Source organism: Stieleria magnilauensis (assembly GCA_007753675.1).
Classification (GTDB): Bacteria; Planctomycetota; Planctomycetia; order Pirellulales; family Pirellulaceae; genus Stieleria; species Stieleria magnilauensis.
Window position 1 is genome coordinate 4,479,957 of record CP036432.1, and the last position, 13,742, is coordinate 4,493,698.

Genomic DNA, 13,742 nt, shown 5'->3' on the forward strand with positions numbered 1-13,742 from the left:
ATGCAGTCCGAAGACGCGATCGATCTCCGTCGTCAGCTTCGCCTGACATGGCTGCTGCTGACGCTGGTCACCGTGGTCTTTGTCTGGCCGACCGTCCGCGTTTGGCTGGGGATCGGCATGGCCGCCAGCGGAACACCTCGCGCGATCACCCCGCGAGGTGATTTGGCGGCCTTTGAGCAATCGACGGTCGAACTGTTTCGCACGGTCAGCCCATCGGTGGTTTACCTGACGACTCGATCACGCGTCGCCAGCCCGTTTTCGCGACGGGCCATCGAAGTCGATGCGGGCTCGGGCAGCGGTTTCATGTGGGACGAATTCGGCCACATCGTGACCAATTTCCATGTCCTGCAAGAAGCGTCTTCGGCCAAAGTCGTGCTCTGGGATCAATCGTCCTACGAAGCGATCTTGGTCGGCGGATCAGCCGATCACGATCTGGCGGTGCTGAAGATCAACGCCCCGGCTGCGAAATTGCTGCCGGTGGCCATCGGCACCAGCGATGACTTGCTGGTCGGCCAGGCGGTGTTCGCGATCGGCAATCCCTTCGGACTCAGTCAAACCCTGACCACCGGAGTCGTCTCGGCCAAGAGCCGCTCGATTGACAGCCCGACGGGACGTTCAATTGAAGAGGTCATTCAGATCGATGCGGCGATCAACCCCGGCAACTCCGGCGGCCCGTTGCTGGACAGTGCCGGGCGGTTGATCGGAGTCAACACGGCCATCTACAGCCCCTCGGGCACCTCGGCAGGCGTCGGGTTTTCCATCCCTGTCGACACGGTCAACCGGGTCGTCCCGCAAATCATCGCCAATGGTCGCTACGAGCCGCCGCAACTGGGCCTCCGCGTCAACCGTGAACTCAGCGAAGTCGTTACGACGCGGCTGGGCGTCGAGGGCGTGCTGATTCTGCACATCGTCCCCGGCGGCCCCGCCGATCGCGCCGGACTACGGGAAACCGTGATCGGACAATCCAGCTTGGTCCGGCCCGGCGACATCATTCAAAAGATCGGCGACGCAACCGTTCGCGACATGAACGACATGCTGGAAGCCTTGGAACACCACCGCGTCGGCGAGACGGTCACGGTGCAATTCCTGCGGGAAGGCCAAACCGAAACCGTCGACGTCGTGCTGCAATAGGCCGCCCGCACCGTGGTCAGTCCCGTCGGTTTGGCCTAAACTGTTCGCCCCTCTCGACAAACCACCGTCCCCAGGAAGCGAATTGATGAGCGAGAATTATCGCCCAGGAACTTTGGCGTTGCACGCCGGCCAGGAACCCGACCCGACCACCAACGCCCGCGCGGTGCCGATCTATGCGACCACCAGCTACACCTTCAACGACACCGACCATGCCGCCGCCCTGTTCGGGCTGACCGAGTTCGGGAACATCTACAGCCGTTTGATGAATCCCACCGTGGATGTGCTGGAAAAACGGCTGGCGGCACTCGACGGCGGCGTCACCGGGCTGTGCTTCGCCTCCGGACAAGCCGCGATCACGGCCGCGATCCTGACGATCGCCCACAGCGGGCAAAACATCGTCAGCAGCACCTCGCTGTACGGCGGCACCTGGACCCTGTTCACGCAAACATTCAAAAGCCTGGGCATCGAAGTTCGTTTCTTTGACCCCGATCATCCTGAACAGATCCATGGCTTGATCGACGAGAACACGCGTCTGGTCTACATGGAATCGATCGGCAATCCCAAGAACGACGTGCCGGATTTCAAAGCGATCGCCGACGCCGCACACAGCGCCCCCCACGGCGCGATCCCCGTGCTGTGTGACAACACCGTGATGACCCCGATGTTGCTCAAACCGATCGAGCACGGCGTCGACATCGTGATCTACAGCACGACGAAATTCATCGGCGGCCACGGCACACACATCGGCGGCGCGATCGTCGACAGCGGTAACTTCAAATGGGCCGACCAACCGGAAAAATGGCCGGAGTTCTGTGCGCCGTCTCCGTCCTATCATGGTGCCGTCTTCGAAGAACATTTGCGCCCGATGGGCAACATCGCCTACCTGCTGCATGCCCGAACGCACTGGTTGCGAGACACCGGCGCGGCGATGAGTCCCTTCGCAGCATTCCTGTTCCTGCAAGGTCTGGAAACGCTGCACCTGCGGATGCCCCGGCACTGCGAGAACGCTCAAAAGGTCGCCGAATTCTTGGAGTCCAACGACGCGGTCGAGTGGGTCAATTACCCCGGACTGAAATCGCACAAGGACTACCAGCGCGGACAACAATACCTGCCCAACGGACAGGGTGCGATCATGGGATTCGGCATCAAGGGTGGCATGGAAGCGGGAAAGAAATTCATCAACGCCTGCAAGCTTTGTTCACACCTGGCGAACATCGGCGACGCCAAGACGTTGGTGATTCACCCGGCCAGCACGACGCACCAACAGTTGACGGCCGAAGAACAAGCCAAGGCGGGAGTGGTTCCCGAATACGTTCGGGTCTCGGTCGGGATCGAAGACGTCCAAGACATCATCGATGACCTGAAACAGGCCCTCGCCGCGGCGACGTGAGCCAGCCCGACTCCACCGCCGATCTGTTCGCAAGCACCGACGACGACCGCGTCGTCGGACCGCTCAAGCATGTCCGCTCGGTGACCTTCGACGGCGATGTTGCACTGGAACTGGGCGGACGCCTGAGCAACGTTTGCTGCGCGTTCGAAACCTGGGGCACACTCAACCGCGACGCTTCCAACGCCGTCCTGGTTTGCCACGCCGTCTCGGGCGACTCCCACGCCGCACGGCACGACCCGGACGACGATCCCGGCTGGTGGGACGATTTGATCGGCCCCGGCAAACCGGTCGACACCGATCGGTTCTTCGTCGTTTGCCCCAACGTCCTAGGTGGCTGTCGCGGCACGACCGGCCCCAGTGATCTGAACCCGGAAACCGGCCAACCGTTTGGCGCCGACTTCCCGCGGATCACGATCGGGGACATGGTCACGGTCCAGCGGATGCTGGCCGATCATCTGGGCATCGGCCGCTGGCACGCCATCGTCGGCGGTTCGCTGGGCGGCCATCAGGCGATGGCTTGGGTGGCCCAACATCCCGATTCGACCAATCTGTGCGTCGTGATCGCTTCGAGCGCGCGGCTGACCAGCCAAGCGCTCGGGTTCGACATCATCGGCCGCAACGCCATCCAAACCGATCCGCATTTTTACGGTGGCCAGTACTACGACAAACCCAAACGGCCCAACACGGGACTGGCCATCGCACGCATGCTCGGTCACGTGACCTATTTGTCGACCGAAGCGATGGAGCAAAAGTTCGGCTCCGATCGCCACGACCCCCGGCAAATCGTGTCCGTGTTCGAACAACGATTCAGCATCGGTTCGTACCTAGCCCATCAAGGCCAAAAATTCACCACGCGTTTTGATGCCAACAGCTATGTCACGCTGACGATGGCGATGGATCTGTTTGATCTGGGCGTCAACCGACTGCAATTGATGGAAACATTCAACGATGCGGATTGCCAGTTCCTGGTCGTCAGTTTTAGCAGCGATTGGTTGTTCACCACGGACCAGTCACGTGACATCGTCAACGCGCTGACGGCATTGGGCAAGCCGGTCACCTACGGTGAAATCACCACGCCGCGGGGACACGATTCCTTTTTAATCGCCGAAGACATCGCCCAGTACGGACCGTTGGTGCAAGCTCGACTCGGTGACATCGACACCGCGCCGGCCTCGATCTCGGAAGTCGAAGAGCTGATCCTCGCCGAGATTCCCGACGGCGCGTCGGTGCTCGACCTGGGCTGTGGAGATGGTCACCTGCTGGCCGCACTTCACAAACGGGGGCACCAGAAACTCGTCGGCGTCGAAGTCGATCAGGAGAGCATCGTCAAAACCGGACGCCGGGGCATCGATGTCATCGACTATGACCTGAACCATGGCTTACCGGCCTTCATCGACAATCAATTCGACGTGGTCATCTTGAGCGCGACCTTGCAAGCGGTCGCCAACGTGGAAACGCTGTTTCAGGAAATGATCCGTGTCGGTCGGCGGATCATCGTCAGCTTTCCCAACTTCGCCTACCGAAAACTCAGAGAAGACTATGTCGTCCGTGGGCGTTCGCCCAAAGCCCCCGGCGAATTCGCGTTCGAGTGGTACAACACGCCCAACCGGCGATTTCCCAGCATCGCCGATGTTCACGATTTGTGCCGCCAAATGTCGCTTCGTTTGGAAAAAGAGATCTATGTCGATGCCTCCCTGGGCAAACGCATCGACGCCGATGACGATCCCAACCTGAACGCCGACACCGCGATCCTGGTGATTTCGGGCTAACCGCGAAACGATGTGATCGGCGCGTCAAACGGATCGGTGTCGATGTCCAGATCCGACTGCACCAACTCCGGCGGCACGTCGCTCAAAAAGTACGGCTGTGAGCTTGATCCGCCGGATTGATAAAACCGATTGTGGTGCGGGACATAGGCACCGTGCGAACGCAGGGTGCCGGTCAGAAACAGTTCGTTCTGGGCACGCGTCATCGCGACATACAACACCCGTCGCTCCTCTTCCTCCTTGTCGTCGTCGCCGATGCTGCGGACATGGGGATAGTTTCCCGGCTGGACCCCGATCAGATAACACACCGGTGCTTCGGTTCCCTTGGCACTGTGAACGGTGATCAGCGTCACCAAATCGTCGACGTCTTCGTTGCTGGCCTCGGATTCGGTGATCGGGTCCAGCGTGTACGTTTCTAAAAACTCGCCGACCGATTGGTGTTTGGCCGCCAATCGTTGCAGCAACTTCAGGTCCTTGCTGCGACGATCCCAGTCATCGTACTTCTTTTCCAGCAGCGGCGTCATCTTGTCCGTCGCGGCGCCGATGACGTCACTGGGCCGGTCCCAGCACGTCAGACACTCGGTGATCGATTCGGCCAGACGCGGATTGGTTTTGTATTGATCGGCCAGGAACTCGCTGATGGCTTTGATGTTTGGCATCGTCAACAGTTTGCCGATCGTGGTCGCCGCCGTCTTTTCGCCGATCCGCGGCCACAGCGTCAGATAGCGCATCCACGCCAATTGGTCGGCGGGATTGTCGATCACACGCAGCAGGCTGAGCAGATCTTTGACGTGTGCCGATTGAAGCAGTTGCGTGCCGCCGATGAATCGATAGGGGATGTCGTTTTCGATCAAGGCCGCTTCGACGCTCCTGGCCGCCCACGCGCTGCGGGTCAGGATCATGTGGTCACGCCACGGATCACCGTCTTCATGTCGCTGCATCAAATCCGATGCCACCCAGTCCGCCTCCTCAAAGTCGCCGTCCAATTCAACCAGGACGGGTTTGATGCCCGGACCTCGGGCGGCCCGAAGGTGTTTGTCATAGCCCAGTGACGACTGGTCGAGCAACCAGTTGGACAGATCCAAGATCTCCTGGGTGCTGCGATAATTCTGCTCCAGTTTCAGCACCTGCGCGCCGGCGACTCGCTCGGTGAAGGAATGGACGTTGCGAAAGTCGGCACCGCGGAACGCATAAATGCTTTGCGCGTCGTCACCGACACAAAACAATTTTGCCGGGTCACGCATGCCATCCAAGATCAACCATTGCAGTGGATTGGTGTCCTGCATCTCGTCGACCAGAATATGGTCGTAACGCGATTGCATCTTCTCACGGACGATCCGGCTGCGGTGCAACTGCCGGGCGAACAGGTGCAGGATGTCGTCGTAGTCGAAATATCGACACTCGTGCTTTCGCTTGGTGTAGTCCTGCAAGACGCTGCTGATCCGTTTGATTGCGTCTTCGTCATGGTCGGTGAACTCGGCCAGGTACTCGGCGACCGGACGGTTGGTGTTCCGCGCGTAGGAATAGTAATTGGCCAGTTCGGCCGACTTGGGAAACGCGGCGTCCTTCCCCACCACGTTCGCGCGGGCGAGCTTCATCAGTTGCAACTGGTCGTCGCGGTCGATGATCGTCAACGAACCGCACTCGAACAGATCCGGCCATCGACGAAGGTATTGCAAACAAAAGTTGTGAAAGGTTCCCGTCGGCACGGTCTTGGCCGAGGAACCGATCTGCTGGGTCAGCCGATGCCGCATCTCGCGGGCGGCGCGGCGGGTGAAGGTCAACAACAGAATGCGTCGCGGGTCGACACCGATCTTCGTCAGATGGACGACACGGGCGACGATGGTGCTGGTCTTTCCCGTCCCCGCACCGGCCAGGACCAGCACGTCATCCCCGGCGAACTCGGCGGCACGCTTTTGCTCGGCATTTAATTCCATCACGTCCATTCCATCCCGCATTCGATCGGCAAAACACCGGGCGCAACCCCAACTACCGCTCAATCGACATTGATGGGCGCCGCTCGCGCTGGCGCGAACCGGCTGATCTCAGAGTTGCCAGGGTTCAGGCTATAGACTTATCCTTTTTTTTTCAAGCGTCTAGCGATTTCCCGCTCCTCGTCGGCGGCGTCGAAGTCGGGATTCGGCTCGGTCGGCACGGGGGCAGCGGTCGATTCTCGCCACGCCTTGAGCAGCCCGTGCAATCGGTCTCGGTCTTGCGGATGTGACGCGGCCAGATTGGTCGTCTCGCCGGGATCTGCTTCCAAATCGTACAGCTCCAACCCGCCGTCTTCGAAGTATTCGTGCAGCTTCCATTTTCCGTTGCGGATGATGCTGCAAGGCCGCGAACGAAACAGCACATCGCGCTGCTCGTCGATTCGTTGGTAGCTTTGCAGATAGGCGGGGAAGTGCCAGAACAGCGATCGCGTCTGGAACGCCGGATCCGCTTCGCCGGCCAACAGGGGGCGCAGGCTGAGCCCATCGACGGGCTGATCCGGCAGCGCCGCGCCGGTCATCTCACAGAACGTCGGGAACAAATCGACGTTGATCACCGGCGTGTCGCAGGTCGTCCCCGGCTTTGTCACCCCCGGCCAAACGACAAACATCGGTTCGCGGATGCCGCCCTCGTAGTACGTTCCCTTGTATCCTTTCAGTGGTTTCATCGATGTCGCCGGACCGTAGCCGCCGTTGTCGCTGGTGAACACGATGATGGTGTCGTCGGTTTGCCCCAGCGACTCGATCGTCTTGATAATCCGACCCACACCGCGATCGACACTTTCGATCATTGCCGCCATCACGGGATGGTCATGCAGTTCACCGGGTGTTTTCTGTTCGTACTTTTTCACCAGCTCCGGCTCACCCTGAATCGGCGTGTGCACGGCGAAATGGGTCAAGTACAAGAACCACGGCTTATCCGATTCGCGACGAATGAACTTGATCGCTTCTTCGGTCAATCGGTTCGTCAGGTACTCGTCCTCGGGTGCATCGGCCAGTTCGGGAATGTTGCCGTGCGGCGGATAATAACCGCGTGGCGGACTGCCGCTGTGCGTTCCCGCAAAATTAAAATCGAATCCATAGGGCAGCGGGTCGTTGCTGAGATGCCATTTGCCGATCGTGCCGATACGGTAGCCGGCGTCTCGCACACAGTGGGCCCAGGTGCGCATGTCGGTTCGCAGTGTGTCGGTGCCGGGAATGTGCATCAGCCGTCCATGTTTCCGATTCCCCCGCCGCGACGTCCCCACGTTGTAGATCTCGTGACGCGGCGAGTACTGTCCGGACAACAGGCAAGCACGCGACGGAGCACAATTGGCGGCGCCGGCATAGGCGTCCGTGAACACCATACCGTGGGCCGCCAATGCATCCAGGTTCGGAGTCTCGTAGAAGTCGCTGCCCATGAAACCGGCATCCCGCCAACCGAAGTCGTCCAAGAAAATGAACAGCACATTCGGCTTGTCGGCACCTGCTGCGCCGGCGGATTCGATTGCTGCAGTCAACGAACCAACGAAGCAGCAAACCAGGGCGAGAAGTTTACAGGGCATGGCAGAGACAAAGGTTGGGGCGAAAGAGGATCAGACACCACAAAGTGGGAGAGGCTTCGAGGCTGTCAGGGCACCGTCGATCCGAAGCGTTCACCACATCATAACCTGTTCACCGAAACGTTTGAAACAGCGTCCCGATTCCCCCCTCCTGCCAGGTCGTGTCAGGTGGGTGACGCCGAAAACTGCACGACCTCTGACAGGGAGGGTGGAACGTCATACTGATAGATTTCGCGTCCAGGCCGCCAACCCCAACGGGGTTGAACAGAACGCGGATCGCCGGATTCCCGCCGCCGCTTGCGCCGTCCGATCGCGCAGCCTTGCTTGTTGAACCCCGCTGGGGTTCCTCTCCTTCTGTGCCACCACCCCGGGGTGCGCTTCGCGACCCCGGGCTGTGTTGTGGCACCGCTCTGCGGTGTGGCGTCGATCCATGGCATCGTCTACTGCGTCCAATCGTTTTTCGTTGGGCATCACCCAATGCTCCGGTCAGTAGGTCGGGAAAAACGGACTCTGACTCTGCGTGGGCGCAGGTCCGGGAGGGGAAATCCCAGTCGATAGCGTGCAGGTGGTGAGTGCAGTCTCGGCGCCCCAGTGCCCCGTGAATCGCTGATTCCAAGGCGGTCTGTTTTACGATTCAACCTCAGTTGCTTCTTCCGGCTCGGTGGCTTCGGCGGTCATCTGGTACAGCCGGACTTGGCCATCGGCATGGGCGACGGCCAATCGGTCCTCCCCGACAAGATCCACTCCACGTGCAGCGCTTTTCATTTTGAACGTGTGAAATGCCTCGTCACTGCCATCGTTGTAAAACCAAAGTTCGCCTTTGCCTGATTTGTCCGCACCTCCGCCGACCAGGAAGCCTTGGGGATGGAACCGTACCGCCCACGCGACTCCTTTGAAATTTTCCGCCGCGCGAAGTTGCCGGGTCGCTTCACCGGTTTCCCAGTCGAAGACCACGATGATCGGATCTTGAATCCCGGCGAACGAGTTCACCACCTTGGTGATCCCCGCGCTGGCCCATCGACTTCCGCAGGGATTGAATTGCATGTCCCGTGCGCCACCCATGTCGGCCGCAAATTTCTTGTCGTAGCCCGTCATCATGCCGGCATCGACTTTGCGTTGCTGCTCACCCGTTTTCAGATCCCAAATCAAGATCACGCCCATCAGATCTTGAGAAACCAAGTGCTCGCCGTCGGGGTGAAAGTCGACACCGTAGACGTGTCGCTCGTGCCCCTTCAGCTCTAGCTCTTGCTCTCCGGTTTCAATGTTCCACAGTTTGACAAGCAAGTCATTGCCGCACGTCGCCAGACGCGTGCCGTCTGGGCTGACTCGCACCCAGCGGGCGGCACCCTGATGAGCGGAGATGCTGCGGATGATCGAAGGATCGTCTTGGGTGAGGTCCCAGATGTTGACGACTCCGCCCCAGCACGCGGTGTAGAGCTGTTTCGAGTCGCCGGAAAAATCGATGGATCGAACCCAGCTTTGATGTCCGCTCAGCGTTCGGAGTGTGCCGTCATCAAGATCCCAGAGGTGAACATCCAGGTCTTGAGCGCCTGCGGCGACAAAACGCGACGCCGGATCGACGCGCAGTGTAGTGAGTGGCCGGGAATGCTTGAATTCGCCGATCAGGTGCGTCTGAACCGGATCGATGGTTGCGTTTGAATTCATGCCAACAGCTCCTCAATCGGCGCCGCGGCGGGGTCGCCGATCGGAATCGATTTTCCGGCAACGTCGTGGTCCGTCGTGGAATCAAGCCCGAGTGCGGACAGGTACGTATGAAACAGATGTCCGCCGTCGACTTCGCGTTCGACGACTTCCGTCCCCTCGTCGTTGGTTTTGCCGATCACCGCGGCGGGCTGGATGCCGCACCCGCCCATCGCAACGGACCACGCCGTCCCCCAGTGATCACGACCATATTTCGTGTTGATTTTCGGCGTGCGTCCCATCTCGGAATAGACGATCACCAATGTACTATCGAGCATTCCGCGATCGTGGATGTCGTCGAGCAGCATCGAAAACGTCTTGTCGAATTCGCCGAGTTGCTCCAGGTGAAAATTAAAATTCTCTGCGTGCGTATCGTAACCATGATGCGTGACTTTGACGCACGTGGCACCGTTCTCCAGTAAGTCACGCGCGAGGATGCAATGGCGACCGAAATCGTGGCGGCCGTAACGGTCCAGGTCTTGCTCGCTGACGGTACCCTCAAACATCGCCTTGCGTTTCATCAGTTTTTCAGCTTGTTCGAACGAACTGTTGTAGACATCCGTCAGCGCACGTGAACGCTGCTGTGAGAACCGACGATCAAAGTGAACACGCAGCCGTTGGCGAGCCTCGTCGGCGGGTTCGTCGATCGATTTCGGCGAGACGAGGTTTGCCGGTGCCTGGTCGCCTAACAGTTTCAGTTCGGCGTGCCGAGCCCCCAAGAACGCAGCCGTCGAATCAACGATGCCGCGTTTGCTGATGTGAATGTAGCCGGGCAGTTCGGCATCGGTGGGAGCCAGATATTTTGAGACAACCGAACCGAAGTAGGGATAATCACCGGCACGCCGTCCCTTTTCCATAAACAGCATGCCTTGTCGGTGATCACCGATCTTCGAATTGATGCTCCGGACCAGCGAAAGCAAATGCATCCGACTGGCCGTGTGCGGTAATAATTCGGAGATGTGGATGCCGGGAACCGATGTCGGAATCGCTTGGAACGGGCCACCATACTGCGTCCCCGGCTTAGGATCCCAGGATTCCAACTGGCTCACCCCGCCTTGCAGATAGATCTGCAACACCCGCTTTTGTTGTTGCTGCAGGCGGGCGGCGTTCAACGGGCTGGTGAGCGTTCCTAACCCGATCGCACCGGCGGCGGAGCCCCACAAAAATTCTCGCCGAGCGATCAAGTGATCGATGCCGTTGCAGTCTAGATTTCGTCGCATGGAGGTTCTCCGTCGAAACTTGAACGGTTAGTGGTTGAATCGAAACTCGGTGGAAACGAGCGCTGCCCATACCAATTGCTGGAGATCCGCTTTGCGGTCGGTGGTCGCGTCGAGCATCTCTTGGATGAACAGGGTTTCATCCGCGTCGGGTAGCCGTGAGAAGACCGACACGTACAGCTCTTCGGCAACCGCGTCGTTATCAAGTGCATGCAGGCGATCCGACAGCCCATTCTTTTGCGTCACCCAACGTTGAACCAACGCGCCATTGCGAAGAAACAGAGCCTGATCTGCCGACGCGTCAAACGCTGCGTTCTGAACGCCCTCAAATCCAAAGATCTCGACAAACACCTTCGTGTCGCTTGCCAGCGCTTTGTTCAGTGCTTCTTCCTGCCAGATCGGATCAAGCGCCAACTGTGGATCGTTGGTCTTTTCTTGTTTGGAAATCGCGGCGGCCAACTGCTGCTCGGCAACACCTGTCGCACGCATCATCGACAACGCCAGCTGCTCCGGCGAAAGCGGTTTCAGCAACGCCACCGAGAAACCAATTGCACGGTCTGCGTTTGATCCATGGTCCAAGGCGTCACGTCGGCTGCTCCGTTGATAAGTGTCCGTAAGCGCGAGTTCGCGAAGCAAGTACCGCAGGTCATAGTCATGTTCCACCAGCGAATCGGCGAGCAGACTGAGCAGTTTTGGATGGGACGGCGGATTCTGGGCATGCCACATGTCGACGGGATCAACCAGCCCACGCCCCATCATCAACGCCCACATTCGGTTTGCAATGTTCTCTCGAAACGCTCGGTTGGCGTCGTCCGTCAACGATTTGGCGAGCTGCAGACGTCGGCTGTAGACGGGAACCGCCCGTACATTTTTCTCGGGCTTGACCTTGTAAAGCTGTTCGCCCGGCGGCGGGTCGATGACGGGAGGTGCGTCCAACATTCGCGGCGCCGTCTGGTCCGTTTCCGAGGTGAACACGGAGGTGAACTCGACGTCGCCGTCAGCTTTTTCGCCGATCGACGATTTTTTTGTCTTGGGATCTTGAACCAGATAGCTCCGCTTGATGAACGCGGCCAGACCGTAGTAATGTCGCTGCAGGTAGTCGTCGATCGCCGGATGGTCATGGCATTGGGCGCACTCCAGATCCCTGCCCAAGAAGATGCGTCCGACGTCGCGTGTTACCTGGTCGACATTCAATTCGCGATCGAGCAGAAATCGGGCGGCGGCACGCGTTTGTTCCTCCGTTCCATCGGCCGACAACAGTTCCTGAGCGAGCTGTCGCCACGACTTGTTCTGCAAAAAAGACTCCCTCAGATACGCTTGCCATTGCTCAGCGGTGACGTGTTTGTTCGGGCGACGTTCCATCAACAGGGTGTCGAACACGTATTGCATCCGCCGCGCGTATTGTGGCGAACCGAGCAGTCGGTCAACGAGTTTGATCCGCTTGTCGGGTGCCGAATCCGCGAGAAACTCACGCACCTCATTGGCGGCCGGAATGGTGCCCGCCAGATCCAAAGAAACACGTCGCAGAAACGAAGCGTCGTCGGTGATCGCGGCCGGCGATTTGAAATCGGAATGCGACGAAATCAGGGCATCGATCTGGACATGCAGCGCGTCGCTGGCCTGGAGCGTGCGTGAGTGGGTTGCCATGCTGCCGATGACAATACCGATGATCACAATGACGCGCGAACGAGTCATGGAGGTGCCTGGCGCAGTGGGGGGAGGCTGGTGGGCGGGGAACAAGTCGCGTCAGCGGCACGACTCATCGCCAACCAGTCTACCACATCTCAACCGGAGAGAATCAACTCGGGCGGTTCAGCAAGATCATCGGCGGGGAAACGCCCGTCCGCACACCTCATCAAATGGTGCCCGAACGACTTGGTGTCTCGACCTCCGACGCGTCCACATTTGTCAGACCACTTCGTCCACCAACCGCATCACTTGGTCCACGGGCAATTCGAACGACGGCAGGAACGCCCCGCGTGCGGTTTCACCGGCTCGAAAGACTCCGACGTCGTCGCATACCAACGCCCAGCAGCGTCAATGACAAGAACAGCGCGGCACTGGGCTCGGGAATTGCGGTCGGGATCGTGAACGTGCTTCTTTCAGATCCGGACGCGGACGTGTAGGCGGGATTGACCAGCGTGGTCAGCGACGTTCCCGACGGGCGGATCGCGACCGATGTCGTCCGGGTCGATGAGCCGTCGCTACCGCCGAAGATGTCCAAGCTGATCGTGTCACCGGGTTGCAAGCCGAGCCCGCTGTAATCAAAGGTCAGCGTGCCGATTTCAAACGCGTCGGTGCTGGTGATTTCATACGGAACCGGCGGGTTCGGCAAAAAGGACTCCAGCACGATTTGCGATTCGAAACCGGCTGAACCGCTGCCGAACTGCCGTCCGTCGAACCACGACGCAAACCGGGCTGTGGCGTCGAATCGGACCCGCCCGTAGTCGGTCAGCGGGACCGCATTGATGGTGCTCTTGACGATGTCCAAGTTGATCCATTCGACCAAGTCGCCGACGGCATCGGCCGTACCGGAAAACACCAGATCGGTCTCAAAGCGTTCCCCGGTGGCAGCGCGGGACGGCGTCAAATAAGCGACGATTTCCGCCGGGCAAGGTTGGACGCTCCAACATCCGAACCCGCAAAACGCAACGACGCCGATCAGCGATGACCAGACGGATCGACGATCAAGCAATCGATGGAACATGGGTCCGAGGGAGCCTGGAGGATTTGAATGCCTCAATGCTAAATCGAGCGGGGATCAAAAGCAAGCTTGCAATTGGGTCCCATACCACTAACCTTTGGGGGTCGCAGGGTTGGGCAGGCGTTTTCTTTTCAGTTTCGCGTGGCGTTCTTTGCGATCCTATTCCCACGTTTCTCGGTCGGGAACGGAATAAGGGCCACGTTCTCGCAGATCGCCCAGCGAATGTTTCGCTTGGATCGCAACCGCGAATGATGTCGCCTTTCCTCGTTCCAGTGCCGAATCGAATTGGTAGGCATCTCGG

9 protein-coding genes are annotated in these 13,742 nt (G+C 59.3%); 3 read left to right on the top strand and 6 right to left on the bottom strand.

All coding sequences use genetic code 11. From position 1 onward, the window contains the following. The 3 genes from TBK1r_RS15895 to metX all read left to right on the top strand — a co-directional run bounded on the left by TBK1r_RS15895 (window position 1) and on the right by metX (window position 4,290). Complete coding sequence (locus tag TBK1r_RS15895; RefSeq protein ID WP_145212485.1) at window positions 1-1,131, top strand: S1C family serine protease; 1,131 nt, start codon at window positions 1-3, stop codon at window positions 1,129-1,131. 85 nt (window positions 1,132-1,216) lie between these two features. Then, complete coding sequence (locus tag TBK1r_RS15900; protein ID WP_145212488.1) at window positions 1,217-2,521, top strand: O-acetylhomoserine aminocarboxypropyltransferase/cysteine synthase family protein; 1,305 nt, start codon at window positions 1,217-1,219, stop codon at window positions 2,519-2,521. Further along, complete coding sequence (metX, locus tag TBK1r_RS15905) at window positions 2,518-4,290, top strand: homoserine O-acetyltransferase MetX (RefSeq protein ID WP_145212491.1); 1,773 nt, start codon at window positions 2,518-2,520, stop codon at window positions 4,288-4,290. The genes TBK1r_RS15900 and metX overlap by 4 nt, the downstream gene beginning before the upstream one ends. Here metX and TBK1r_RS15910 read toward each other — a convergent pair. The 6 genes from TBK1r_RS15910 to TBK1r_RS15935 form a co-directional block, all read right to left on the bottom strand. Next, window positions 4,287-6,224: an ATP-dependent helicase gene (locus tag TBK1r_RS15910; protein ID WP_419581395.1), complete on the bottom strand. Its 1,938-nt coding sequence runs from the start codon at window positions 6,222-6,224 to the stop codon at window positions 4,287-4,289. The genes metX and TBK1r_RS15910 overlap by 4 nt on opposite strands. 137 nt (window positions 6,225-6,361) lie before the next feature. Next, a complete protein-coding gene (locus tag TBK1r_RS15915; RefSeq protein WP_145212497.1) occupies window positions 6,362-7,822 on the bottom strand; it encodes a sulfatase in 1,461 nt (486 codons plus the stop codon). A 624-nt stretch (window positions 7,823-8,446) separates the two neighbouring features. Then, complete coding sequence (locus tag TBK1r_RS15920; RefSeq protein ID WP_145212500.1) at window positions 8,447-9,484, bottom strand: WD40 repeat domain-containing protein; 1,038 nt, start codon at window positions 9,482-9,484, stop codon at window positions 8,447-8,449. After that, window positions 9,481-10,740, bottom strand: coding sequence for a DUF1501 domain-containing protein (locus TBK1r_RS15925; protein WP_145212503.1), 1,260 nt, complete (start codon window positions 10,738-10,740; stop codon window positions 9,481-9,483). Before TBK1r_RS15925 ends, TBK1r_RS15920 begins: the two co-directional genes overlap by 4 nt. A 27-nt stretch (window positions 10,741-10,767) precedes the next feature. Then, a complete protein-coding gene (locus tag TBK1r_RS15930) occupies window positions 10,768-12,432 on the bottom strand; it encodes a DUF1549 domain-containing protein (RefSeq protein WP_145212507.1) in 1,665 nt (554 codons plus the stop codon). A gap of 292 nt (window positions 12,433-12,724) precedes the next feature. Further along, on the bottom strand, window positions 12,725-13,444 hold the full coding sequence (locus TBK1r_RS15935) for a hypothetical protein (protein WP_145212509.1): 720 nt from the start codon (window positions 13,442-13,444) through the stop codon (window positions 12,725-12,727). Window positions 13,445-13,742: the final 298 nt, after the last annotated feature.

Excerpts from the sequence above, each read along its gene's own strand:
- TBK1r_RS15910 (WP_419581395.1), bottom strand. The coding sequence starts at position 6,224 with ATGGAATTAAATGCCGAGCAAAAGCGTGCCGCCGAGTTCGCCGGGGAT.
- TBK1r_RS15920 (WP_145212500.1), bottom strand. The coding sequence starts at position 9,484 with ATGAATTCAAACGCAACCATCGATCCGGTTCAGACGCACCTGATCGGC.
- TBK1r_RS15915 (WP_145212497.1), bottom strand. The coding sequence starts at position 7,822 with ATGCCCTGTAAACTTCTCGCCCTGGTTTGCTGCTTCGTTGGTTCGTTG.
- TBK1r_RS15895 (WP_145212485.1), top strand. The coding sequence starts at position 1 with ATGCAGTCCGAAGACGCGATCGATCTCCGTCGTCAGCTTCGCCTGACA.
- TBK1r_RS15925 (WP_145212503.1), bottom strand. The coding sequence starts at position 10,740 with ATGCGACGAAATCTAGACTGCAACGGCATCGATCACTTGATCGCTCGG.
- TBK1r_RS15930 (WP_145212507.1), bottom strand. The coding sequence starts at position 12,432 with ATGACTCGTTCGCGCGTCATTGTGATCATCGGTATTGTCATCGGCAGC.
- TBK1r_RS15935 (WP_145212509.1), bottom strand. The coding sequence starts at position 13,444 with ATGTTCCATCGATTGCTTGATCGTCGATCCGTCTGGTCATCGCTGATC.
- TBK1r_RS15900 (WP_145212488.1), top strand. The coding sequence starts at position 1,217 with ATGAGCGAGAATTATCGCCCAGGAACTTTGGCGTTGCACGCCGGCCAG.